Here is a 25,911-nt window from a genome sequence, read left to right as displayed (position 1 = left end):
ACTTCAGGTCTATCAAGCCTCTGGACAAAAGTTACTTAGAGCAATTACGTAAATTAAGGAAATACAGATAACGTCAGGTATGGGAAAGTCGCTTAGTGAAGTGTCCAGTCTGATTGGAGCAGATCAGAATTAGCACTTAATGGATTAGGTGATTTCCTGTAAACGTACTTTTAGGTGCTCAAAATCAGAACCTATAATATGGTCGCTGCTATCTCAACGCATATACTCGTTGAAGAACCCCTTAAAGAATAACTGGCACTCAGCAAAGTATCACAAATTCTAACTAGCCTGATATCGTAATAAGAGAACAGGCTCACAACGTCGATATCACGTTATATAATCACTAATATTTACTTCATCAATTTGCTCAGGCTGTAAATAGTCATTGGCAAAGCGTTTATAAACCCCTGAACTTAAAAATAAAGCGAACAGATCTGGGTCAATATGTTGATCTTTAACCATAAAACTCATTATCTTAATCGACTCCGATAACGTTTTTGCTTTCTTATAAGGCCGATCGGAACTGGTCAATGCTTCAAAGATATCGGCGATGGCCATGACTTTTGTGGTAAGAGACATCTCTGCTCCCGTTAAACCCATTGGGTAACCTTCACCATTCATTTTTTCATGATGGCCTCCCGCAATTTTTGCTACGTTTCGCATATGTCGTGGGAACGGCAGTGACTCCAAAATATGGATGGTTTGAACAATGTGATCGTTGATTATAAACCGTTCTTCCTCTGTCAATGTGCCACGCTGTATACCTAAGTTGTGGACTTCTCCCTTGTTTGCCTGATATTGAGTCGGCTTCATTGTGAATCTATCATCAAATTTGTCTGTGTGATTCCAATCAATAAGATGTTCGGGCCGGTCGCTAAGCAATTTTTCTTCAGTTGGGTATTCATCTTTTTCCGTGTACTGATTCATTTCCTCTGAAGAGATACCTAGTTGTTTACTTAAGGTTCGAGTCCACGTTCGTGATGCAATTTCATTTAATCTATCAAGGTCAGTTTGTGTGACAAACTCTGATCCCAAATTAAGCTGAGCCACAAACTCAAAATCTTGATTCAACTGTTCACATTTTTCCATTAGTTGATCTCGCCATCCAACTGGATACGCTTGGACCAAAGACTTCAAGCTCGTAATTTCTTCATCGCGCTTGAGAACCTCGAAGCGCATTCTGACCTCGTGGATTCGGTTATAAATTGTTTCTAGCTTTGTTGCTTTGTCGACCACATATTCGGGAGTAGTGATTTTTCCACAATCATGCAGCCAACTCGCCATTTTCAACTCTTGCCACTCTTTTGAGTTAAGAGAAAAATGCTCAAACGACGGTAATGTAGATTCTTGAGCTGCGAGAGTTAACCACTCGGTTAATATTGGAACACGTTGGCAATGGTTACCTGTATAAGGCGATTTTTTATCTAACGACCCTGCAATAACTTTGATGAATGAGTCAAGAAGAGCTTGCTGAGCAGCCATCATGGTGTTCGTTTCTATTGCAACGGATGAAAAGCCTAATAACGAATCTAAATAATCAGCAAATCGCTCATACTGAGCTTGGGCTTTACCGCCATCATACAATACACCAAAAGACCCAATCACAACCCCTTCGCGATCTTTCAAAGGTATAATCACCACCTGACTAGTTTGGTTATCCTTCCAATCAACCTCTAAGTTCGGGAGTTCGCTTGCTTGGAATATATGGTATTTCTTTTCAATGAATATCTGCCGAATAAATTGGCCCGACTCAGCGGTGGGAACCTTAGAATTTAATACTCGATTTATATCGGCTTTTGTTGCGCCTTCCCACCAAACGTATTTGGGTACTAAGCACTTGTTCTCTGCGTCTAACAAATAGAGAAACACACCATTGGCTTCTGCTGCACTAATGGTATCGCGACAGACGAGTTCTAGCAGTGCCTCTAGGTTTTCTTCGTGGGCAATGTTATTCGTTAAAGAAATGAATCGGCTAATTGTGTTTTGAGTGGCGATTTGAGCGTTGTTGAGATCTTGGATTTCTTTTATGTAACTCTGGGAGTTAATAGGAGTAGAAAAATTAAAACCCTGAATCTCTTTCGCTTTTTGTGTCGCCATTTTTATAGGTTTAGAAATTGAACGGGAAACTAAGTAGATGACAGGCAACATCAAAGCAAAAATCAACAACGAGCCAAAGAGTGTCTGGCGTTTGATTAATCCACCTTGGTCAAATAATTCTGAAGCTTTTGCTGCCATTAACAAATGGACATGGTTACTTTTTAGTGGTTTTAGCGTGATTATCTCACCAAACCAACGTTCTTTTTCAAACTCAAAGATCCCTAACTTGCCATCACGGTGATATTGCTCAATAGCGAATTGCACTAAAGGGTTATCTAGCTTCTCAAAGCTTGATAATGACATATGCGATGAGGGTTCAGAACGAGAAGTTTCGCTATATGCAAGAACGGTTTTTGAATCGTCATAAAGCACTCGTATCGAGGATTCATTGGCTAACGTATCGGTTAACGAATCCCGCAACCCAGCCAATAATACTTCAGCGGCAACAACCGCTCCGTTATTACTTGCTCGATAAATAGTTATCCCCGGCTCATTAACGCCTCTGAGTAGGCTTGGTTCTGAAATTATATTTTTGTCTTGCACTGCGTTGTAAAATTGGTGCTGTTTATCAAACTCCAAGGAGTGTGATGTATCAATGTTTTCGGTGAAAACTAACGATGAATTCAAACCTTTAATACTAACGAAGTTTGAGCTTCGATGAGTGGCCACAAAAATAGTATCTTTTTGTAGCCCCATACGCTCCCTCATCTCAAGGTCGTTTATCCTCGTCACGGAAAAAACATCTTCATTAGGGTAATAAATAGCGTACGACGTGACATGTGTGTATTCGGTAAGCAGGTGAGTAAGTTCTGGCAGAAAATCATTTCTTTTTTCTATCGTTTCAGCTTGAACAATTTTTCCCTTTGAAAAAGTACCAATTGCGGTAAAAGCAGCGCCATAGTGTGCATTCATTTGACTGCGCGTTTGAGCCGCGATCCTTTGAAATACATTCCTATTAGTTTCAAAGATTACGTCTGTTAATCCTTTATTGGTAAGCCAAATTTGAACACCAGAGACCATAACAACAAGCACAATAATGACAGTGGCGATGTGGATATGAATAGGGAATGTTCTAGGTGCTTTATTCATCTACTGTTAAGGCCTATTTACTTTAGAGTTATAATGAGAATAGTTGTATTTAATTGAATCGGTAGTGTCTCTCTTCAATTTTGGCGTTTTTGCTTAAAAAACATTTAATTAATGAGCTAGAAGCGCCTTTAGTGCAGTACCTAAATTGCTCGTGTAGAATTACGAAATTTATGAGATAAATAATCTTGAGAATAAAGTGGGAAATGCAGTCAATTCGAATGAAAATAGCAATGAAGAACCTAAAGTATCAATTCCGATACGGGGTGCTTCCAATTGATGGACAATACAAAACCATCGTAGGAAGCAACCACTTACGAACATCATATAAGAATGATTGAGTAAATGGGAATATTTATCCGATTAGGGTGGGAGCCTTACAACTCATTTTGAGGCAAACCCTAGCTAGCTTATGGACAAAAGCTTGTTAGATGTGATGTTCAAAAACAATCTATAAATACGGGATGATTGTTTCGGACCTATCCCTTTACCAGGTTTTATCTAAATCTTGTGCATATAAAGAAATCGCTCTCTGATAGGCTTTAATTGCTTCGCTGTTCGTGGTTGATACTAAAAGCTCGAGCAGTAATGAAGTCGCTTCTTTATGACGCCCTAAGTTGTAAAGGCACATTGCATAAAAAGGTTGAACCGCAACAGAGCTAGGATAATCTTTAAGAGTTTGTTCAAAATAGTTTAGTGCCTCTGCGTACATACCAAGGCTTTGGTAAGTACTCGCCAGACCGAACAAGGCATCAAACCTTTCCGTCAAAGAGAGAACACCCGAGAGCGACAACAAATAATGAGTGATTGCCTCTTTCTCTTTACCCTCATTGTCATACGACCATGCGATTTGCAAATGAGCCCTCGCAGAATACTTGTCATTGTTCAACAAAGAGCCAAGCAAAGCTCTAGACTCTCTGTACTTAGCTTCTTTACGCCGTTCTATTGCTTGCTCTTGCTCGATGATTTTTTCCATTATTTTCCTTTAGACTGAACAACAGCTGTTTAGATCTTTGGTGATGGATATCAATTCAATTCTAACTACTTTGGAGGATAAATGTATGTTTTTTTCCCTATAAAACTAACTCCCTATCAATGCTGAATTAGGTTATCAACTTGATAGGGTGGCGTGGTTATTATTTACATTTCAGACACTTCTGTTACATTTGGGTGTATGTGTAAACTATTCACTCAAGGATGAGAGTCGTATGAAAAAATTACTAGCTTTAATAGCAACCTTACTTGCTTCAAACTCCGTTTATTCAGATACCTTTCAAGTGACTAGTAATGCCGCTTCAGGAAGTGGGACCTTGCGATGGGCGATTGAACAAGCGAATCAAAACCCAGGACCAGACATTGTTGAAATTCGTGCGGGTTTTGGCAGTAACGACCCGATATACCCTGGTCTCGCAGGTAATGGTGTCTCTTTTAACCCGATTCTTATTGAAGATGATGTAATAATTCGTGGGCTCGGTAGCGAAAGAACAGTCATAGATGACAAGCAAAGGTGGATAACAACCGATGGCCTTCTCAATACAGGTTACCCATTTAGTTCTGGTGTAACCATACTCAAACCCTCTGCATTACTGTTCAGAGTGAATCGGAATAATGTTGCAGGACGAATTATTGATGTCACGATTGAAAATATTGCAGTGACTCATACAGGCAGTGTGCTCAATGCTGATGATGCGAACGTTACTCTGAACAATGTCGCATTGTTTAATAACGTCGCACATTCAAGCGCTTATAATTTAATTTTACAAGGCACAACAGATACATCGGGATCAACAGTGGGTAGCCTTACCATTAATGACAGTTTGATTTTTGAAAATCGCGTTAATGACGGTAAAGAGATAATTCTAACTAGTAATACTAACCTCACTATTTCTAACACGGCCATAGCAGATAACTTTACTGGTGTGCAAGGGGTAACCTCATCTCGCATCCTTTTCCATATATCAGAAGAGCAAAGCAAGGCGACGTTAAAAGATTCATATTTTTCAGGATTTTCGGCTGCTGGTTTACATTTTAAACAAGCGGATGTTGAAATAGCAAACTCACTTTTCGATGGCAGAAGCTCTGTTGCTACTCGCAGCTTACGAGTCGATGATGGCGATCTGACATTGACTAATAGCACTTTGTACTTTACACCACAAACTTCAGGCGGCTTTCCCAGTGTTTTCAATGCGACACATATTGATCTTTTGGGCTCGGCACAACTTATCGCAAGCAATAATTTGATTTTTTCTACGGATCCAGAAAAAAATACATTGCCATTGATCTCTCCATCAGATTGGGACGATACGGCAACATACCCAAGGGCTGTAAATAAAAGCAACTACCTTTCTATTAATGGTGTTGCTGATACTGCTTTGAACTTAAATCCACTTGGCTGCTTTAATCGTAATCGCTGCTTTGTTCCAAATGAGCTATCGGCGCCGCTTGTTGATATGGGTGACAATGCAGCCGCGAACTATGCGGATGGAACTTCAATCACTAGCGACTACCTTAAGGAAGTTCGTCCACAAGGTGGGGCCATTGATATTGGTGCCTATGAAAAGCACGAATCGCTTTATCCTCATAACGACACTTATACCACCGAAGAGGGTGTCGCTATTCTCACAAATAGCGCAGATGGCGTTCTAGCCAACGACACCACGCCCGGAGGTTTAGATGCCACTCTAACTAAAGATGTTCTGCACGGCACTCTAACGCTCGAGGCAGATGGCGCATTCTTATATACACCCAACGATGGTTATTATGGTCATGATTCCTTCGAGTATGAACTAGGAGGAAAAACGGCAACAGTAAACATTGATATACAATCAACTAACTGGATTTCCATTCCAGCCAACACCCGACCAACGACTCTACAAGATACGTACAGCCTTCATACAACAGAAGTGTTAACCATTAGTGGACCAGGAGTTCTTGCCAATGACAGAGACGATCAAAATAGTTCAGAGCCATTCTATCAGGGACTAACATCAAGGCTTTACAGTGATGTTTCTAACGGACGGCTTCTACTTAACTCTGATGGAAGTTTCACTTATACACCAGATGCTAACTTTGTAGGTATTGACGAGTTTTATTATGACGCAGTCGATCTAAACCTCGCACACAGTTTTCCTCAAAGAGTGACTTTGCAAGTCAAGGCGGGTGAACCTCTGATAACTGAGGAAGCCAGTTCAGGAAAAGCTGTCGTAGGTGGTTCAGTAGGATATTCCGGCTTGATGGTTTTGCTATTGCTCATCTATAGACGTCTAACTTCAATTAGAAGCGGTCTACTAGCAGTAGCATTATCGTCAGTTGCGTTATCCGCCAATGCATCGTCTAATGACAATAGTAATGAGGATAAGGGGTTTTTCGTTAACGCCGATTTAGGAATGTCTTACTTATCTCCTGATTTAGGCGATACACAATGGAAACAAGATGATAAGTACCAGCCTGCTTTTGGTATCGGCTTTGGCTACCAATTCGATTCCAGCTTGTCTACCTATGTTAGCTATAACTGGTTAAATGAGGCAACACTAGAATCAGACGCTGTCGGCTACCCCAATACTGATGTTCAGTATCACTTGTTTAGAGTGAATGCAAAATACCGTATTAACCAGCTTTGGGGAGAAAACTTTGCCCCTTTCGTAGTGCTTGGGATTAGCTATATAGAGCCGAGTATTGATGGTGCATCAGAGCTTGTCGATGTAGATGAAAATACTCATTTCAATTACGGGATAGGTATTAACCTTAACCGAAATGACTACGGGAAAATCGACTTGCTGTGGGAAAATGTTTCTGACGATGTACAAATTGTCAGCGCACAATTTGTATTTGACTTACCGCTTTAGCCATCTGCTTGAGGCTTATCGAGGGCCTCTTTACCTATGGATAATGCCTTCGTAGCAACTGAAGCCCCAAAGTTTTTGTAACACACTTTGGGGCAGAACTGATTTAGCACAACCTGTCAGAGATGGTCACATCGAGTAAACGAAACTAACAGATTACGTTCAGACTAATTAAAATAATTATATCGAAGGATAGAAATAAGCCTCGCATTCGCGAGGCTTAATAATAGTTATTTGTAGTACTGGTGACGTCTTTTCGAATTATGCTTCCAGCACTTAGCAACGTCATATACGTATGTAGGATAATCATCCCAAGGATTGGCCAGTATTTTCCCTCTAGCCGCTCGCAGTTTGATTGGGTACTCACGATACTCAACTTCATGAAGGAAAAAGTAACTCTTTTCCTGCTTAGTTGAAAAGTGCTTATGAGTCCCACTGCGAATACAAGGATACACATCCCATATAATACGGCCATTAGATTTGATATGGCTTCGGTACTGTTGCTTTAGTTTTTTCATTTGCCCTCCAGGCTTACATTACCTAGAAGGGGTCCTCCGCAAAGTAGTTCATTCATCCACCTTTATGTACAGTCTTACTTAGTCTAGCAAATTAGCGTTAGAGCCTGAAATCGGAGTCAGAGCTTATCAACCAAAACATATTTTTTAAAACACCTCGAGGCTGATGCTTGTCATTTGTCCCAAAGTTACGATACGAGCAAGACTCCCTATCTAAAACTGATAACAAATTTGTCTAGATTTAAGCTTGTACCCAAAAATGATAATTGGAATTGTATCCCTCCCAAAGAGTTTTTTTAGTTAGACGTCATTTAACAAATGGTTCAGGAATAGCATGAATAAAGAGGGCGCCGTTATTAATAAAATAATAATCACTTACTTGATGGGATGTTAAGATGACCTCAGGTGTGGTTAAAAGGTGCCCCAGCGGACTAAGAGACAGGCATATAAAAGAATGGAGCTCTAAGGTACATTAAGTTAGGAGAGCTTGCTTTGCTACCATAACTTCTTGTTCTGGTTGGCTACTAAAAGGATAAACAATGATTTTCTGGATCCCCTCAACTGTCATTCAACCACTACATTTCTGGGCTAATCAAAAGTCATATACTCCCTTGCATTGCCAGGTGAGTGATTGGAACGGTACGTTTTACCCAGATTTTGAATTGTTATTGGAAGAGCAATTAGGGATAACATGCCTATCCATAGAGCTAGATGGTTCGAATATTGGCCAGTGCATTGATACGATTTATCGCTACGCTTTAAAAGATAAAGCAACAACTTTAAAGTACATACATACTCAAAAAGAGTCTCGTCGAGAACTTTTTTTAAATCAGCAAAAGAACCATGGAAAGATTGATATTGGGCTTTATGACTGTGGTAACCTCCTCTCATTATTAGATGAAGAAGTTTTACTCTGCTTTCGTTTGAATGGTTCTGTTCCTGATTATCTGACGTTCTGGTTGGACTACACTGCTAAAAGAGCCCAAATAAAACCGTTACTTCTGACAAATGAAGGAACTAAGTTTCTCGATAGGTTGAAGGGTGTTGAGAAAGTCACGTTACCAGACATCACCAGTGATGAGGTTTTGTCAGCTTGCTTAAGCGCACTTAAGTCATTAACAGGGAAAACCATCGAAAGAGTCGACATAGAAGAACTGCTATCTATGAGTGATTCATGGGAGAAGTTTTTGCGCCTAATTCAACTCAGAGCGGTACAGGGAACGCTTACAAAAATTGAATAATGTGTGTGATTCATAGACATCCTTTCAACTATACTGGGTGTCTATGGACAGAGAAATCCAACAAAGACTACGGTGGGTAAAAATGTATGAGGAATGTGGTGATGCAGGCCTTGTATGTCGACGCTGTGGTATTTCCAGACCAACATTACGTAAGTGGGCTAAACGATATAAGCAGTATGGAATCGCTGGTCTGGAAAGCCAGAGCAGACGCCCTCATTCATCTCCAGATACCAAACTCAATGATGAGCTAAGAGCATTGATCCTTACGATGCGTGAGAAACGCAATTTAGGGGCGCGGCGTTTACAAACGGAATTAATCCGACTTCACCAAATACACCTAAGCACAGCGACACTCCATAAAGTTTTATCCGAAGCATCAGTCAAACCCATCGTAACTTACCGACGCAAAAAAGATTTCCAAAGATATGAGCACCCAATTCCTGGTGATAGAGTCCAGATGGACACCTGTAAAATAGCGTCTGGAATTTACCAGTATACAGCTATTGATGACTGCTCTCGCTATCGGGTTCTAAGGTGCTACTCTCGGCGCACAGCAGCAAATACAGTCGACTTTATCGATTGTGTCGTGGAAGAGATGCCATTTCCTATCCAGCGTATTCAGACGGACAGAGGGCGTGAATTCTTTGCTGAGAAAGTCCAGAAACAACTCATGATTTATGGGATCAAGTTTCGCCCAAATAAGCCTGGCTCACCTCACTTGAATGGTAAAGTGGAACGGTCGCAGAAAACAGATAAAAGTGAGTTCTATCCGACCATAGATGTCTCTGTAGGGTTGGAAGAACTGGATCTGCTGCTAGCTGAATGGCAACACTACTACAACTGGGAGCGGCCCCACAGCTCGTTAAATGGGCTAACTCCGATAGACAGGATTACTGAGATATCTGATCAAACCCCTTTGTCTGAAGAGGTATCTCAGAACTACCAGACCAAGAAAGAGAGGTTTCAAGAGCAGAATTACAAGCTCGACCTTCAGCTAAGAAAAGTGAAACCATCTCTATGAATCACACAGCTCAATTACTTAGACTCGTTTTTAATCTGGCGAGCTTCGAATGCTGCCAATTGCTCCGGCGTCGCCTTAGGTTGGTGATTTGCTTTCCACTCGTTATAAGTCATGCCATAAACGCGCTCTCGTGCATCATCTAAGTTTATGTCTACACCTTGTTGTTCTGCTTCTTCTGCATACCATTTACTGAAACAATTACGGCAGAAGCCAGCTAAGATCATCAGGTCTATATTGGCAACTTCTTTGTGACCGTCTAAATGTGCTAATAGGCGACGAAATGCCGCAGCATCTAGTTTATCTTGTTGATCTTGAGACAACTGCTTGTATTTAAATTGAGCCACAATGTTTTCCTTTTTTAAACTTTGCTTTTAGATGTTATGGTTTATGACGCAATGCTACTTAATCAAATGCTAAATTGATAGAGCTGTTTCATCCATCTTTTATAGTATCTATAGTGATTATTTTACCGATTGCATCTGCGAATCCTATTTCAAAGACCTCAGCACCGTTGGCATTCTCAATGCTACCGCCTTCCCCCAACTTTAGACCAAACGTTTTTAGTCTTTCTGGATCAATTGCAGATTTAAGTGAATCAAAGTCAGTTTCGGTTAAGTGAGAACTCGTATTATAAGATTGAATTCGTGATTGAGTTAGGGTAACTACTAGGTCATTTTTGTTAGCAAGAAGGTTGCGCAGTACTTTGTTTTCGTCCCTTAATTTTTTCAACTCGGACTGCATGATCAGAACGTTACCTTTGATGCCCGGTTGTTGTATCTGGTCAATCCAATTTCTAGATGTAGATGTTTTCAGCTTTATGGGTAGCGGGTAGGCTCGTTGATATGCATTTATCAAATCTCGATATCGTTGACCGTTTTTGTTACTGATTGATTGTGCGCTTGGTCCTCCTTTAGATTTTGCTAAATTACCTACTACGGAAGTACTAAAATCCCTCGAACCCTGCGCTATTTCGGAACATGTTTTGTTTATAATATCTATGCTGTTTTTAGAGCGTGCCGTTTTACATTCAGTCCGCAAGGATTGATATATAGCGTCAATCTCTCTACACAACTTTTCATCTTTAACTTCTATGCTTTCACTACTCATTATTAACTCTCGACTTTTTGCACGCTCATAGGATAGGTCTCAATGTTAGAGCCATTAATGATCAGCGACATTTCCTCTTTGAGTATTTGAAAATTGCCATCATTGTCAGTCATTAAGTCTAACAGTTGCATATCACCATAGATTAGTTTTTCTACGCTCTTCCAACCTTTTAGTCGATTTAGCAATAGTTTTTGCATTTGATTTCCGATGAACCTTGATTGTTCTTCATCAAGTTGAAAAAACATTGCGTCAAAGCCGTTGTTTGTAAGCATGGAATCAAGATATTTTGCACGTAGGTTTACCGCTTCACTATCATCGATACTGTCATAAATTTGTGCATCTTCACACACCTCTGCCAATATCCTGAAGTCGCTTGACTCATTTAATGACACACCAACCTCAGCCTTGGTCCTGTTTAGAATTAGCGCAACGCCTTGCGTATCATTTTTTTCATAGCTTGCGTCATTTATCTTCCTGATGCATTTCAGAACCTTACCGAAAATTGCCGCTTGATCTGTTGAAATATCATAGAACTTTACTTGTTCAGCATCTATGGATGTATTGATTTGTTCTAATTGAAGTTTAATATTATCCGTCGGCAGTTGTTGATCTTCGGTCTGTTTCTTTTTCAATCGTATTTTTTTCTTTTTACCTTCTAGCGATTCAATACGACTATTCGCGCGTTTTCTAGCAACATTAACCTCATTGAATTTGGCAACTAGTCCTCCGAGAAAAGCAGGTCCTGTAACAAAAAAACGACATTGGTAGCAGGACTTCGCTCTAGCATAGATCAATGTTTTTGCGTTGGGATTGATTGGCAGCCCACCTTCATCGCAACGACCATTTGCGACTGGGCAGATTCCGCTGTCTTTAAAGCGCATTGCTGAGTTTTCCCAAGCTACCTGACCAGCGCCATTACTAAGATAAATAAGCTCGCCTTTGGCTTCTTCTAGGTTCCGTGATAGTAGAGATGCTTGATATTGCTTTTGTTTATTCGCAGCTATTTCTTTGTATTGACTTGTTAACTTATCACGCATTTGCTCGCTATTTATAACTCCGTAGTATATTGTCATAACTAAATTGGCGTGGCCAACGAGCTTTTGAACAATAACAGGGTCGAGTCCATCTCCTTCAAATAAAAGGGCTGAAACATGGCTAACGCGTAGGGAGTGTGGTGAATAATTTGATTGGAAATCACTATCACGACTTCCATTCCTGCCTGTTCGTATTTGTGCCAGCGGTATGTCATCGTTTTGGATTAAATATAGTAACTTCTCAAATGCGCGGTATGCTGAATTAGGAAGAAATGGTTGACTGCCTGGTGGGTTAGTTTTTCTTTTCAGAGAATCACGTGGGTCTCTGAACAAGAAACACTGACCGCCACGTTTTTTTAGTACTTTTTGGTGCATTTCAGTAGGCGTGGCGATGTCACTCCAAGATGTAGGTGCATTAAGAGGGTTATATGTTGACTGCCAGTCTCGAAGACGAATTACCCACTTCGCTACATCTAGTGGCATCCACGGTACTGTGTACCCTCCTTCTTTTGTGCTGGTTTTATTTGTCGATACGTTCATTCCAACTTCATCACCAATTTCTCGGTGTAAGAAACCTTTGTTATTAAGTTGTCCAGCAAGGAGGTTGTCATTCGGCACCCATGCAAGACTTCCATCTTCTTGCTCAATCAGTTTGTCACTATCTGCTTCACCACTATCAAGATAGCAAACCTGGATGCCTCGGAGTGGTAATGAAAACAATAGATACATAGCGATAGCTCTAACAGGTGACCAAATTTTATAAACTTTTTGTGTTGCTTCTTTTAACTCAACTTTTTTTGTGATTACTTGAGTTTTAGTGGCACAACTAGGGTCGTTTATTGCACGCTTATATGTATTTTTATCTACTTCAAACCAATCTGATTCGAATAGTTTGTGTGCATTAATGAGGTCCGAAAAGGAAGTACAAGGTCGCTTATTGCCTTTATCATCATGAACAAAATCAGGAATGATGAATTGTTTTGCGGTATCTATATAGACAAAATCTAGAGGTGGTTTAATCGTTTGGTTCGGTCTACCTTTTGATTCGAGCTCTACATTTACGTTTTGGTAAGGATGGCGAAAGTGAAAGTCTGGGTTAATGGAAATTAGTTCACCAGTATCCTCGTCGCGGTCGTAACAGCAATCTTCCATCACGAATTTTACAAACTCAATGATTGTGGACTCTAGGTATTTTCCGTTATGTGATCGCTTTATCAGCGGTTCTATCGGTTCGATATAGTTGCCTGCTATAAATAATTTGAACGGTTTACTAGGCAGTGCATTTTTAGATATCAGATGTATTAGAAATTGATTTATGTGTTTACTTTTTGTTTGAAAACCACGTTTGGCATTGCTACTTAGAAATTGTCGCGCTATTTTTGCCCATTGTTTAAATCCTAAGTATTCAATGTTATCAAATAGATTTGCTTTATATAGAAATTCACTAGCTTTGGTAAATCCCTCAATTGCTTGGTACCTAACTTTCAAGTAGACATTTTTTTTTGCATGTATAATGTATTCTCGGATGGAAGATATTTTGTTGTCTTCACAGTACTTTTTGACATGTTTGATGTCCCAGTAACTAAACTCAACGAACTCTTCATAGCTGCTTAGGCCATAATATTTGACTGGTTCAGCAGGTAATTTAACATCGTTACGATAGTTTTTTTCATATTCTTTGTACCTGAACCATTTATTCTCTACGGCAACCGCACGAGCTTTGTCTATATCGTACTTCATGGTTCCAGAAAACTCTTTCCATCCTTTCCATTCATCTTGATATGGTTTATACCGATCAATAGATGGAGGTAACCTCGCGTCTAATTTTGCAATCTCAGGGTAAGTTCGACTAGTGATTTTAATTCCTAATTGGTTAGCTATTTTTACTGCTGAGCGTTGTGCATCACTGAGAGTGTTATAACGTCCGTCATTGACACCAAAAAAATGCTGTAGAGTGCGCCACTGACTCAAATAAGCTTTTTCAGGGTACTGAGGAAACATTGAGTCTTCGATACGTAGGCGAGCATAAGATAGCGTAGTCGCTTCGTTTTCAGTATAGCCTTTGCATTTTGCTATTTGCCGAGCTTCTAAGAAGTTATAGAAGCTTTTTCGTTGGCAGAAGTACTCGAATCCTAGCCAGTGTTCCCTATAAACGACATTAGGGCTATCTGGCATTTTAGGATCGTTTTCAGCTATTAGGTCAACAAGATGAGTTAGAGTGATTTTATTAAGGTTTATGTTTTCATTCTTTTTTAAATAGGCTTGAATTGCATTCTGGGCTTCATGGTAGCTGTACCATCTTGATTCGCTCAAACCAAACAGGTTACGATAATTTTTCCAGCCTTTATCTGCGTAATAGGTCTGTGGAGTTGAGGGCATACGGACATCTTGTTTACGCAGGATAATATATTCATTTCTCAAAGAATTAATTGACTCAGGTTCGACTTTTTTTTGTTTTAGTTTTTGTTTGATTACGAATTTAAGCTCTTCAAATGGATAGTACTCAAAACCAAAGAGGTCACGGAAATTTGTCCACCCCTTTTTTGCGTAATAGGTATGTGGGGTTGAAGGCATGCGAACATCTTTTTCTCGCAAGGCGTGATACTTCTTTTGTAGTCGTCCAAGAGAGATAGGTTCAGAGTTTTCTTGTTTCAGCATTTGCTTAATCGTAGATTGAAGCTCTTCGAATAAGTAGAAATCTTTTTCAGGTAGATCAAACAAATTATAAAGGCCTTTCCATCCCTTACTTGCGTAATAGGTTCCTGGAGTTGAAGGCATACGAGCATCATTTTTACGTAGGGCAGAATATTTTTCTGTTAAAGCACTAATGGATTCAAGCCCAGTATCTTCTTGGTTTAATCTGTATTTGATTGTTGATTTAAGCTCTTTAAGTGAGTAGTACTTTATGTTTGGTAGGCCAAACAGATCCCGATAACCTTTCCATTCTGTTTTAGGGTAATATTCACTTGGGTGTGAGGGCATACGATCATCATTTTCACGTAGGACAAGATATTTTCTGTACAAATTACTTATCGACTCTGGTTTAGTGCCTTCTTGTTCAAGAGTCTGTCTTATAATAGATTTTAGAACTTTCATTTGGTAAAACTCTGCGTCCGGTAGCCCAAACAGGTCAGGAAAGCTTTTCCATCCCTTTTTTTCGTAATAGATATTTGGATGTGCAGGCATACGAACGTCTTTTACACTCAGAGCGCGATATTTATGACATGTACTGATAATTGATTCAGGTTCGGTACCTTCTCGTTTTAGTATTTGTTTAATCGTGGACTTTAGCTCTTCGAATGGGTAGAACTCTATATCCGGTAGACCAAAGAGGTCAGGAAGACTTTTCCATCCCTTTTTCGAGTAATAGCTATACGGAACTGCAGGCATACGAGAGTTATTTCGACGCAGAATTTGGTATTTGTTTGTTAATCCACGAATTGATTCAGGCGTAATGCCTTCTTGTGTCAGAGTTTGTCTTATCGCGGATTTAAGTTCTTCTAGTGAGTAAAAATCTATGCTCGGTAGACCAAAGAGGTCGCGATAACTTTTCCAACCTTTGTGAACGTAATACTTGTGGGGAGTCGAAGGTATACGAGTATTTGTTTTACGTAAGGTGTCATACTTGGTATTGAGGTTACTAATTGTATCTGGCTCGGTACCTTCTTGTTTTAACGTTTGTCTAATCACAGACCTCAGTTCTTCAAATGAGTAGAGTTCTGCGTCCGGTAGACCAAATAGGTCGCGATATCCTTTCCACCCTTCTTTAGCGTAATACTTGTCTGGGTTCGAAGGCATATAAACATCATTTTTTCGTAAGGCGTGGTACTTATTTTGTATTTGGCCAATTGAATTAGAATCGATGCCTTCTTGATTCAGGGCTTGTGCGATCGCCGATTTCAGCTCTGTGAGCGAGTATAAATTTATGTCCGGTAGACCAAATAAGTTACGATAACTTTTCCACCCTTTTAAAGCATAATAGGTACGTGGAGTTGAAGGCATACGAGCGTCTTTTTCTCTCAAAGCACGATACTTATTTTGTAAATGTACAATTGAATTTGGCTCGGTGTTCTCTTGTTCCAGAGCTTCTTTGATCACGGATCTCAACTCTTCTATTGGATAGAACTTTGTTTCTGATAGACCAAATAGATCACGATAACTGATCCAACCGTTTTTTGAGTAATGGGCATTTGGTCTTGCAGGCATACGAGAATCATTTTTGCGCAGTGTTTGATATTTACGGGGCATAGAATCAATCGATTCAGGTTTGGTGCCTTCTTGTTCAAGAGCTTGTGTTATATATAATTTTATCTCTAACAGTGTATACAGTTTATGTTTCTTCATAATAACTAACTTAAGTATTCAGATAATCGAGAGAAGGTTTCCGTACTGGTATCTTTTATTGAATCAGAAAGTAGTTCGAGTGCATTACGTTCGTTTGCAATCTCTTTCAATGCGGCAAAGCCATTATGTAACTCTGACCTGATTGTTTCATCGGATGGGTGTATATAGACGTATTGCGATAATGGGCTCGAATGTCGTAGTACTTTTTGTAATATGACGGGATCTTTTGTCACTTCCCAAACGTCAGAACCATATCTATGGCGGTGTGAGTGGGGGGTGGTGCCATTCTCTTTGGCTACAATAAGCCCTATTCGTTCTACTGCGCGTTTGTGTGCCTGTAGAAAACTACCGTAAGAGGCAGGGTCCCCGTTTCTGCTTGTAAATGCAAATGGATGAATTCGGTCTTGAGATGACTCGACCCGCTGTTGCGTCATATAAAGAACCCAAAGCTCCCAAAACCATTTTCCCGCCTCAACAGGAAACCATTTAACAGTCGTTACTTCATTGATGTATTGGCTTTTCCAGCCTGAGTAGTATGAATGTGGATTATGCTTATCTGTCCTTGGCCTTAATCCCATCTTTGCTAATTTTTCCCTGCGACTATCTGGATGATATAGCTTTACTAGCGCTTCACCCGAGTGGTTTGGATTCTCCATTATATCTTCAACAAAAAGGTGAAACGGTTCAGATACGCGTAATCCTCCAAAATGCATGAGTATAGTAATGAGTATGTCACGCAGGTTGTGTGTCTGTATAAAACTACCGACTTTTACTCGTGTACCGAAAGCATATAGCAGGTCGAATATTCGCTCTCTATCAAAGGTGTAAAGTTTGGTTTGCTTTTGCATTCGATACTGGGACTTAATGTTATACGCAGCGTTGATTTGGTCTTTATCTAACGTTTTTGTGTGAGCCAGAAATGAGTTTGAGTGTTTATGGTGCCAGGCTGCAAGGTTTACATGTTTCTCATAGAGACTAGCAGTTCGTTTTTTATTTAAGAGTATAGCTTTAAGTGGTACTTGCTTTTCGACTGCCAGTTCCTTTGCTCTTTTGTAATTGTATTCGTTAAATTGAGTAATATAATTTATTGTTTTATTTAGATTTTTTAAAGATTTTGGCGCCCAGAATAGATTGCTTGGGTCTTCTGAGGTTGTTGGGTCGATCGTACCGAACTCAAGATCATCAATGAACGATTTGAAGCAAGAAACAGGATCAGAAAAATCTTTGCGACGATTTATTAAATATCTAATGAACAACGCTACCGAGCTAGCACTTTTCTGATGCCAAGAAGATGACTTGTTTCTCTTTTCGTATGCATATTGGGCATAGGAAACAAGCAGATTTTCATTTACAAAGATCAAAGGGAGGGCAAACACATTCGCATCACGAACAGTCATCCGTATTGAAATTTTTGCAACTAAGACTATGGACTCATTTTTTGTCATTTCTATTGGTAGTTTAATTGTTTTTTATATATTAAATACTAGTCCAAAAAGAAATCCTTGCAGCTTTAAATACTAGTTTTCTAGCAACTTTTTGAGGGTTTGATTAGTTGATTGTAACTATTAAGACTGCAAAACATCGACCTAATGATCTTGGCTGGCTTTTGCCGAAATTGCTTTAGCAAATGGTATGCAGCAGAAGCTGAATTGATGGGAGTCGATTTAGATTTAGACGATGCACGTGAACGTGTTTATGGCATGACTTACGATGAATGGAAAGTTAACCATCAACCGAAAGCGACGCCTGAACAATTGGCCGCGTTTGAAGCTCGCCAAGCGAAAAAGAGTTAAGAAATTGAACACCAAATAAGAATTCGTATCCTGAGCGAAGTTTTATTTTCGATTGAACGCATTCCTACTTTCAATCATCAATATTTAGCAAACAAAAAGCCCGACAACTAACAGGTTATCGGGCTTTATTGATTAGCGTTGCTACTAATCGACGTGATTAAGCACTCAGATTAACCGTGGCTGGTTCTGCCCACGTTGTCATGGCTTAGCTCTTTGTTTAGAAGCGCTTCTACGTGACCCGGAGAACGTGTCGTACCAGAAATCAATCGATACATCGCAGGGATTACGAACAGAGTAACCAAAGTCGCAAAGCCCATACCGAAGAAGATAACCGTACCCACAGCCACTCGGCTTTCATAGCCTGCACCCGTTGAGGTAATCAATGGAATTGCGCCTGCTAGCGTAGTAAATGCTGTCATCATGATTGGACGTAAACGTCGAGCCGAAGCATCAATGATTGCCTTTTCAAACTCGATACCACGGTCACGAAGTTGGTTAGCAAACTCTACGATCAAGATACCGTTTTTGGTTACCATACCGATCAACATGATCATACCGATCTGGCTGTACACGTTGAGGCCTTGACTCATCAGCACCAAGCCTAAGAAGCCACCAAAGATACCCATAGGTACGGTGAACATCACCACCAGCGGGTTAATGAAGCTCTCAAACTGCGCCGCAAGTACCAAGTACGCCACCAACATCGCTAACGCAAATACCACTAAAATGCTCGATTGGTTCTCTTTGAAGTCTTTAGACTCACCTGAGTAGCTTACTGAGATATCACCCGGCAGCTGTTCAATCGCTTGCTCATCAAGGAAATCTAGCGCATCGCCCAGCGTGTAACCTTCCATTAAGTTCGCTTTGATGGTCACCGACTTCTGCTTGTTGTAGTGCGACAAACGAATCGATGATGCCACTTCTTCAATGTGTGTCAGCGTATCAAGCGTGACTAATTCGCCAGACTGAGTTCGCATGTAGATTTGGCTTAAATCGTTGGCGTTGTTGAAGCTGTTTTCATCACCACGCAGGTAAACATCGTACTCTTCACCACGGTCAACAAAGGTGGTTTCACTGCGACCGCCAAGCATGATTTCTAAGGTATCTGAAATATCAGAAACGCTCACACCTAACTCTGCGGCACGCTGCTTATCTACGGTTACCAATAGCTCTGGTGTTTTCTCAGAGTAATCGATGTCCGCGCCTTCCATCATTGGTGAATCTTCAGCGGCTTGCTTTAACAGTTCGCCCCACTTCTGAAGTTCGGTGTAATCAGAACCGCCCAGTACGAATTGAACGGGCTCACTTGAACCACCTTTGAAGCCCGGCATGAACGGGAATACACGTACATCAGGGATGCCATTCAACGATTTACGAACTTCATTCAAGGCTTCTTGCGCGGTCACATCACGCTCGTCCCAATCTTCTAGAATCATGATAACGAAGCCTGTTTGATCACCCGCATTACCACCAAACGCTGGTGATTGAATGCTGAATGATTTCAAGAAACCTTGACCAAGCAACGGCATTAGGCGCTCTTCAACGATGTCCATGTTGGCAGACATACGGTTATAACTGGTTGCATCTGCACCACGTACGAACGCAAAGATAACACCACGGTCTTCTTGCGGAGTAAGTTGCGAAGGCACTTGTTGCATCAAACCATAACTACCGCCCATACACGCAATAATGATGATTGGAGCTGCCCAACGCCAGTTTAGAGCACGGCGCAATACCGCTCTGTAACCTTTTTCAAGCTTGCCGAACACGCGCTCAATGAATAAGTTGAAGCGGTTAGGTTTCACATTCGCTTTTAGGATCTTACTGCCCAGAACTGGCGTTAACGTTAATGCCACGACAGACGAGAAGATCACCGACATCGCCAGCAATACTGAGAACTCAGTAAACAGGAGGCCTACCATGCCATCCATGAACGAGATTGGTAGGAATACCATTACCAATACAAGCGTCGTTGCGATTACCGCAAAGCCTACTTCACGGGTACCTTTATAAGCGGCAAGTAGTGGTGATTCGCCACGTTCAATGTGGTGGAAAATATTCTCTACTACCACGATGGCGTCATCTACAACCAGACCGATAGACAGGATAAGTGCCATCAAGGTAATCAGGTTGATAGAGAAACCGAAGTAGTACGCCGCGATAAACGACGAGATCAGAGATACAGGAACCGTCACCGCTGGGATCAATGTTGCACGTGCTTGACCAATAAAGACGTAGAGCACAAGGATAACCAAGCCACCCGTAATAAAGAGTGTGCTGTATACCTCTGAGATAGAACGATCGATAAAGACCGTTGAGTCATAATCGACAGCCAAACGCGTACCGTCAGGCAGGAATTTTTGAATCGCTTCAACTTCTTTATGGACTAAGTCTGCCACCTCAAGTGGGTTTGCATCTGATTGAGGCACAATACCCATACTTACGTTAACAACGCCGTCACTCTTAAAGGTCGAGTTTTCGTTCTCTGCACCGATGTAAACATCTGCTACGTCTTTCAAGTAAATAGGCGTGTTATCAGAAGCACGTTTTACAACGAGGTATTCGAAGTCTTTTGCTTCAGTATAAGAACGCGCAGTACGGACCGACATCACTATCGCATCGTTACGTACTTCACCACCCGGGCTTTCAATATTCTCACTGTTCAGCGCTGCAGTAATGTCAGACGCTGTTACACCGCGGCCAGCCATCAGAGCAGGTTTCAGCTTCACGTACATTACTTTGTACAAACCACCCGAGATATCCACCGAGCTCACGCCAGAGATCAGACTGAAACGGTCAATCAACACACGTTCTGTGTAGTCGGTTAACTGCGTTCGGTCCATCTCGGTTGAACTTAGGTTGATGTAAACCGATGCTTCGCCGCTACCGTTGTTCTTATAAACAATCGGATCGTCGGCTTCATCTGGCAAAGAACGTTGCGCACGAGCTACCGCATCACGAACATCACTGACACCCGTATTAAGGTCGTAACCCAATTCGAAAGTAATCGTGATACGCGACATACCGTTACGCGTCGTGGACTCGATCTCATCGATACCACTGATACCGGATAACTGGTCTTCAAGATTGGAGGTTATTTGGCTTTCAATGATGGTGGCCGATGCACCCTCGTAACGAGTACTGATCGAAACCACTGGGCTTTCAATATCAGGCATCTCACGCACGGCGAGCTTATTGAAAGAGACAATACCAAACACAACCAATAGCAGGCTCAATACGACAGCCGCTACTGGTCTCTTTACAGAAACATCAGATAACAACATTAGTTAGCGCCTTCTTGTGCTTTTTTATCACTTGAAGCATCCGCAGGGCGATTAACAGCGAGCTCTTGAACCAACACACCGTCACGCATATTCACAATGCCTTGAACAACGATTTTCTGGCCAATCTCGATGCCCTTTTCGATCACAACTTCGTTATCGATACGTGCGCCAAGGAAAACTTCGGTACGAGTCGCTTTATCATCTTCACCAATCACGTAAACAAAGCGTTTAGTACCTGAGTATTCCAACGCTTGTACAGGGATGATCGGCGCTTCAACCGGCGGGAAGTCCATATCAGCCGACACTAACATGCCCGGCTTTAGGTAATCGTTATTGTTGTCGAAGTGAATTCGAACTCGCAGGTTCAGAGTTTCAGCATTGATACGAGAATCAATGCCAACCACTGTACCGGTAAATTGAGTATCACCCCACGCGCTAGTGCGAGCGGTGACTTTCATGCCTTTTGATAGCATTGAAAGGTAGCGTTCTGGGATCTGCAGGTCTAACTGCATCACAGACAGATCATCTAGAGTCACCAGTTCAGTGCCTGATGTCACCATTTTGCCTCGGCTAAAGTCGATAAAACCGACCGTGCCAGAGAAAGGCGCGCTGATGTGAAGATCTTTTAGGTTGGCATTTGCTGCTGCTAAACGAGCGTTCGCAATCTCAACATTGGTTTTCTGTGCATCGATTTCCGTTTGAGTGATCGCGTTACGTTTCACTAGGCGTTGAAATTCCGCTAGCTTACGTTGCTCATCTTTTAAATACGCTTGAGCTTCTGCAACGGCTGCTTTCGCTTTGTCGTCGTCTAGCTGAACCAACATCTGCCCTTTAGTGACATCTTGGTTCGCTTTGATCTTGATAGAGTCGACTCGGCCAGCCACTTCAGAAGTGATCATTACAGATTGTTCGGCTTCTAACTTACCGACTAAAGAAAGAGATTGGCTAACTTGGTGAATATCAACCTGCTCAGTAACAACAGTGACAGTGCTAGGGCCCATACGTTTAGCAAGTGCGGCTGGAGACGCCATAAGGATAGACAAGCTAAGCAGGGTTATAACAGATTTATGCTTCATAATAATGGTCTGCAAGTAAGGTTATACCAATCACAGTGAGCAAGTGGTCAGAAATAGCGTAGGAAAAAGGCTTGAGAACAAGACAGGATTTTCGATAAGTAGTTATTCTACAATCAAAAATTCTAACGCCGTTATCGAGCATTTTAACAAGCTAGGATGACACCTAGATTTACTACGATTGGTATTATTATCTATAAATGAAATTAACCGTATTCTATCAACTAATGAATACTGTAACGTCAAGAAGTGTAAATCTAGATTAAATTCCATTTACGTTTCATCACGCTTTAGACACATTGAACACAATACAGAAAGCCAATTACCTCAAGGTGTTACCCCTCAGTACGTAAACCTTAGTACAGATGTTCACTTCACGAGCAATATGCGTACTTTTCGCCATCTTTGCCCAAAAAGGCAGCATTTAACACAAAACCATAAGAAAAACCCTTTACACGTTTAACGTGTTTGCTATGATGCGCTCCGCACTTGAGAGATGCGTTGGGAAAAACATCTCTTTAGCCTATCCATTATGAGTTAGGAAAAAACACCCTGGAGGGGTTCCCGAGTGGCCAAAGGGAGCAGACTGTAAATCTGCCGGCTCCGCCTTCGATGGTTCGAATCCGTCTCCCTCCACCATATTTCTTCTTACCTCTTTCGAGAGTTAAGAGAGCAATCTGATTGATGGGCTTATGGGAAAACATCAATTTAGGCTTACTTTGTGAAGAGTAAGACACACCCTGGAGGGGTTCCCGAGTGGCCAAAGGGAGCAGACTGTAAATCTGCCGGCACTGCCTTCGATGGTTCGAATCCGTCTCCCTCCACCATATTCTTCTTACCTCTTTTAAGAGTTAAGAGAACAACCTGATTGATGGGCTTATGGGAAAACATCAATTTAGGCTTACTTTGTGAAAAGTAAGACACACCCTGGAGGGGTTCCCGAGTGGCCAAAGGGAGCAGACTGTAAATCTGCCGGCACTGCCTTCGATGGTTCGAATCCATCTCCCTCCACCATATTCTTCTTACCTCTTTCGAGAGTTAAGAGAACAACCTGATTGATGGGCTTATGGGAAAACATCAATTTAGGCTTACTTTGTGAAAAGTAAGACACACCCTGGAGGGGTTCCCGAGTGGCCAAAGGGAGCAGACTGTAAATCTGCCGGCACTGCCTTCGATGGTTCGAATCCGTCTCCCTCCACCATATTCTTCTTACCTCTTTCGAGAGTTAAGAGAACAACCTGATTGATGGGCTTATGGGAAAACATCAGTTTAGGCTTACTTTGTGAAAAGTAAGACACACCCTGGAGGGGTTCCCGAGTGGCCAAAGGGAGCAGACTGTAAATCTGCCGGCACTGCCTTCGATGGTTCGAATCCGTCTCCCTCCACCATATTCTTCTTACCTCTTTCGAGAGTTAAGAGAACAACCTGATTGATGGGCTTATGGGAAAACATCAATTTAGGCTTACTTTGTGAAAAGTAAGACACACCCTGGAGGGGTTCCCGAGTGGCCAAAGGGAGCAGACTGTAAATCTGCCGGCACTGCCTTCGATGGTTCGAATCCGTCTCCCTCCACCATATTCTTCTTACCTCTTTCAAGAGTTAAGAGAACAACCTAGTTGATGGGCTTATGGGAAAACATCAATTTAGGCTTACTTTGTGAAAAGTAAGACACACCCTGGAGGGGTTCCCGAGTGGCCAAAGGGAGCAGACTGTAAATCTGCCGGCACTGCCTTCGATGGTTCGAATCCGTCTCCCTCCACCATACTCTCCTTAATTGGAAAATCGAAAAGCCAACTCATTGAGTTGGCTTTTTTCGTTTCTGAACGCTTTATTGGTAAGCCCTGCCTTATCAAAGCTAAATTTAAACCGCTTCTGTCTAAGTTCAACACTTCAAACTTCTATCCGTAGATCTCACAACAAGATTGAATCTCTTGAAGATCACTGAGCGCTCAGTCTCTCCAGACTTCCATGTGGCGTTCACATACCAAGTAAGCAGCGCAGCCTAAGCAGTTTGTAGACACATGCTCCTCACACTTATCCGCTATTTGTTGTTTCTGCTGTAGTGGTATTTCAGGTTCTAGTATCGGCTCGAAAAACTCAGTCGTCACGATTAACACCTCTATCTTGGCTAGATACCCAAATTGAATATCTAAATAGCGTTCAGCCTAACTCACCGTTAGCACAAAGTATCACTCTAAATAATTGTCGTGATGATACCGTTTTCTACCAACGCAAATATCTAAAGAACTACATTTTCTATAACCCGAAGACAAGCGCCCTTCTTAAAATTTACAGTTCCAAACAACCAGACACAAAAAAGCCCCTACAGATTTCTCCGTAGGGGCTTTCAATAATCAAAGTAATGTCTCGTTAACTCATTTTTAGTTAACTATCGAGATTAACCTTGAATACCAACAATTAGCCAAGGCGCATTGTCAGTAGTTAGATCGCGCTCTAAGTGCCAGATATCGGTGATATCTTCTTCGATGCCATCCGCTGTATCACGGTAACGACCACTAAACTGTAAGCTTAGTTGTGCTTTGCTACCATCGTGGTCAGCACGAACGATTTCAGCATCAACGTACATTACGTCTGTGTGCTGATCACCATCTAGCTTGTTACGCTCAGCTTTTAGGTCTTCAAACAGGCTTGGAGACACGTACTCTTCAATCGTGTTTAGCTCGTTGTGGTTCCATGCACCTTGCAGTGTACGGTAGTGCTCACGAGAGCCATTGATGAAGGCCGCTTGATCAAAGCCCGGTGGGTAGTTATGTGGAACATCGCTTTGCGCACCAAAACCGAAACCACCAGCAGTACCTTGTGATTGAGGTTGTGCTTGCTCGAAGTTATGAACATTTGGCTGTTGCTGCTTTGGTTGTTCAAACTTGTTCTGACCCATGCCGCCGAATGCTGGCTGTTGACCACGTGCATTCTGCTGATTCATAGAGCCCTGCTTAGCACCCAGCATTCCGCGTAGGAATTTAAACGCTAGGAAAGCGATCAGACCCATAATCAGAATATCCATGAACTGGATACCTTCAAATGCGCCACCAAAGAACGCCGCTAATAGACCACCAGCAAGTAGACCACCTAGCAGACCGCCCATAAGGCCTTTCTTGCTAGAGTTCGCAGCTGTGTTCTTACCCGTTTGATCTTGACGGATCGAATTCGTATTTTGTTGTTTTGGTGCTGGAGCCGTTTTAAAGCTTTTGCCAAATGACTTACCACCACCAAACTTTTTCGCTTCCGCGATTGGCGTCACCGCGACTGTTACCAACAGGATCGCGACTAGTGAGAAAAATCGTTTCATTATTATCCTTTATAGGTTTCTTTATCTTTCGACACCTTAATCATACTCGTTAACAAAGAACAATGAAATATTCACGGTGTTTACACATGTATCATAATATTGCGGCTATTAATTGGTTACTTAATTAGCGGAAGGATTGACGGCTATCGGGGAGGGCATTAAAA

The 25,911-nt window shown here is 41.6% G+C and carries 12 protein-coding genes, 7 tRNA genes and 1 pseudogene; 11 read left to right on the top strand and 9 right to left on the bottom strand.

The window, feature by feature from the left end; all coding sequences use genetic code 11:
* Positions 1 to 327 precede the first annotated feature (327 nt).
* Positions 328 to 3,186 (bottom strand): HD domain-containing phosphohydrolase, encoded by a 2,859-nt coding sequence (locus OCV12_RS04570; protein ID WP_261885448.1) that lies wholly within the window; start codon positions 3,184 to 3,186, stop codon positions 328 to 330.
* A gap of 484 nt (positions 3,187 to 3,670) precedes the next feature.
* A complete protein-coding gene (locus OCV12_RS04565; RefSeq protein ID WP_261885447.1) occupies positions 3,671 to 4,159 on the bottom strand; it encodes a tetratricopeptide repeat protein in 489 nt (162 codons plus the stop codon).
* 232 nt (positions 4,160 to 4,391) lie between these two features.
* On the opposite strand from OCV12_RS04565, the gene OCV12_RS04560 reads away from it, so the two are divergent.
* The 3 genes from OCV12_RS04560 (at position 4,392) to OCV12_RS04550 (ending at position 9,802) form a co-directional block, all read left to right on the top strand.
* Positions 4,392 to 7,028 (top strand): Ig-like domain-containing protein, encoded by a 2,637-nt coding sequence (locus OCV12_RS04560; protein WP_261885446.1) that lies wholly within the window; start codon positions 4,392 to 4,394, stop codon positions 7,026 to 7,028.
* A gap of 1,051 nt (positions 7,029 to 8,079) precedes the next feature.
* The gene (locus OCV12_RS04555; protein ID WP_171306210.1) at positions 8,080 to 8,781 is read left to right on the top strand and encodes a hypothetical protein; all 702 of its coding nucleotides are present in this window, start codon (positions 8,080 to 8,082) and stop codon (positions 8,779 to 8,781) included.
* A gap of 43 nt (positions 8,782 to 8,824) precedes the next feature.
* Positions 8,825 to 9,802: an IS481 family transposase gene (locus OCV12_RS04550; protein WP_261885445.1), complete on the top strand. Its 978-nt coding sequence runs from the start codon at positions 8,825 to 8,827 to the stop codon at positions 9,800 to 9,802.
* A 14-nt stretch (positions 9,803 to 9,816) separates the two neighbouring features.
* On the opposite strand, the gene OCV12_RS04545 is transcribed toward OCV12_RS04550, so the two are convergent.
* From OCV12_RS04545 to gmtY, 4 genes are all read right to left on the bottom strand, one after another.
* Positions 9,817 to 10,146 carry a DUF1244 domain-containing protein gene (locus OCV12_RS04545; protein ID WP_171306209.1) on the bottom strand — a complete coding sequence of 110 codons (330 nt, stop codon included), beginning with the start codon at positions 10,144 to 10,146 and terminating at the stop codon, positions 9,817 to 9,819.
* An 88-nt stretch (positions 10,147 to 10,234) separates the two neighbouring features.
* Entirely contained in the window at positions 10,235 to 10,909 is a 675-nt protein-coding gene (gene gmtX, locus OCV12_RS04540; protein ID WP_171306208.1) for a gamma-mobile-trio protein GmtX, read from the bottom strand.
* Positions 10,910 to 10,911: 2 nt separating this feature from the next.
* Complete coding sequence (locus tag OCV12_RS04535) at positions 10,912 to 16,287, bottom strand: VPA1269 family protein (RefSeq protein WP_261885444.1); 5,376 nt, start codon at positions 16,285 to 16,287, stop codon at positions 10,912 to 10,914.
* Between the two features lie 5 nt (positions 16,288 to 16,292).
* Positions 16,293 to 17,732: a gamma-mobile-trio recombinase GmtY gene (gene gmtY, locus OCV12_RS04530; protein ID WP_261885443.1), complete on the bottom strand. Its 1,440-nt coding sequence runs from the start codon at positions 17,730 to 17,732 to the stop codon at positions 16,293 to 16,295.
* Positions 17,733 to 17,858: 126 nt separating this feature from the next.
* Here gmtY and OCV12_RS04525 point away from each other — a divergent pair.
* Positions 17,859 to 18,080, top strand: a pseudogene (locus OCV12_RS04525) (DUF1244 domain-containing protein); the annotation flags it as partial.
* Positions 18,081 to 18,250: 170 nt separating this feature from the next.
* Here the strand turns inward: OCV12_RS04525 and vexH are convergent.
* Positions 18,251 to 21,364 carry a vibriobactin export RND transporter permease subunit VexH gene (vexH, locus tag OCV12_RS04520; protein ID WP_108020301.1) on the bottom strand — a complete coding sequence of 1,038 codons (3,114 nt, stop codon included), beginning with the start codon at positions 21,362 to 21,364 and terminating at the stop codon, positions 18,251 to 18,253.
* Positions 21,364 to 22,440, bottom strand: a complete 1,077-nt coding sequence (locus tag OCV12_RS04515; protein ID WP_261885442.1) for an efflux RND transporter periplasmic adaptor subunit — start codon at positions 22,438 to 22,440, stop codon at positions 21,364 to 21,366. The genes vexH and OCV12_RS04515 overlap by 1 nt, the downstream gene beginning before the upstream one ends.
* A gap of 551 nt (positions 22,441 to 22,991) precedes the next feature.
* Here OCV12_RS04515 and OCV12_RS04510 point away from each other — a divergent pair.
* The 7 genes from OCV12_RS04510 (at position 22,992) to OCV12_RS04480 (ending at position 24,199) form a co-directional block, all read left to right on the top strand.
* A tRNA-Tyr gene (locus OCV12_RS04510) sits at positions 22,992 to 23,076 on the top strand.
* A 103-nt stretch (positions 23,077 to 23,179) separates the two neighbouring features.
* Positions 23,180 to 23,264: transfer RNA gene (locus OCV12_RS04505), tRNA-Tyr, on the top strand.
* Between the two features lie 102 nt (positions 23,265 to 23,366).
* Positions 23,367 to 23,451, top strand: a tRNA-Tyr gene (locus tag OCV12_RS04500).
* Between the two features lie 102 nt (positions 23,452 to 23,553).
* Positions 23,554 to 23,638, top strand: a tRNA-Tyr gene (locus OCV12_RS04495).
* A 102-nt stretch (positions 23,639 to 23,740) separates the two neighbouring features.
* A tRNA-Tyr gene (locus tag OCV12_RS04490) sits at positions 23,741 to 23,825 on the top strand.
* Positions 23,826 to 23,927: 102 nt separating this feature from the next.
* Positions 23,928 to 24,012: transfer RNA gene (locus OCV12_RS04485), tRNA-Tyr, on the top strand.
* 102 nt (positions 24,013 to 24,114) lie between these two features.
* Positions 24,115 to 24,199 (top strand) — tRNA-Tyr (locus OCV12_RS04480).
* 636 nt (positions 24,200 to 24,835) lie between these two features.
* Here OCV12_RS04480 and OCV12_RS04475 read toward each other — a convergent pair.
* Complete coding sequence (locus OCV12_RS04475) at positions 24,836 to 25,747, bottom strand: Tim44 domain-containing protein (protein ID WP_108020797.1); 912 nt, start codon at positions 25,745 to 25,747, stop codon at positions 24,836 to 24,838.
* Positions 25,748 to 25,911 lie beyond the last annotated feature (164 nt).

Origin of the sequence: Vibrio pomeroyi (assembly GCF_024347595.1) — a bacterium.
Lineage (GTDB): Bacteria > Pseudomonadota > Gammaproteobacteria > Enterobacterales > Vibrionaceae > Vibrio > Vibrio pomeroyi.
The sequence above is the reverse complement of the archived record's forward strand: the minus strand, read 5'-3'. Positions and strand labels throughout refer to the sequence as shown.

Bases quoted from the DNA above. Each gene is read 5' to 3' on its own strand.
- OCV12_RS04570 (WP_261885448.1), bottom strand. From the start codon at position 3,186: ATGAATAAAGCACCTAGAACATTCCCTATTCATATCCACATCGCCACT.
- OCV12_RS04565 (WP_261885447.1), bottom strand. From the start codon at position 4,159: ATGGAAAAAATCATCGAGCAAGAGCAAGCAATAGAACGGCGTAAAGAA.
- OCV12_RS04560 (WP_261885446.1), top strand. From the start codon at position 4,392: ATGAAAAAATTACTAGCTTTAATAGCAACCTTACTTGCTTCAAACTCC.
- OCV12_RS04555 (WP_171306210.1), top strand. From the start codon at position 8,080: ATGATTTTCTGGATCCCCTCAACTGTCATTCAACCACTACATTTCTGG.
- OCV12_RS04550 (WP_261885445.1), top strand. From the start codon at position 8,825: ATGGACAGAGAAATCCAACAAAGACTACGGTGGGTAAAAATGTATGAG.
- gmtX (WP_171306208.1), bottom strand. From the start codon at position 10,909: ATGAGTAGTGAAAGCATAGAAGTTAAAGATGAAAAGTTGTGTAGAGAG.
- OCV12_RS04535 (WP_261885444.1), bottom strand. From the start codon at position 16,287: ATGAAGAAACATAAACTGTATACACTGTTAGAGATAAAATTATATATA.
- gmtY (WP_261885443.1), bottom strand. From the start codon at position 17,732: ATGACAAAAAATGAGTCCATAGTCTTAGTTGCAAAAATTTCAATACGG.
- vexH (WP_108020301.1), bottom strand. From the start codon at position 21,364: ATGTTGTTATCTGATGTTTCTGTAAAGAGACCAGTAGCGGCTGTCGTA.
- OCV12_RS04515 (WP_261885442.1), bottom strand. From the start codon at position 22,440: ATGAAGCATAAATCTGTTATAACCCTGCTTAGCTTGTCTATCCTTATG.
- OCV12_RS04475 (WP_108020797.1), bottom strand. From the start codon at position 25,747: ATGAAACGATTTTTCTCACTAGTCGCGATCCTGTTGGTAACAGTCGCG.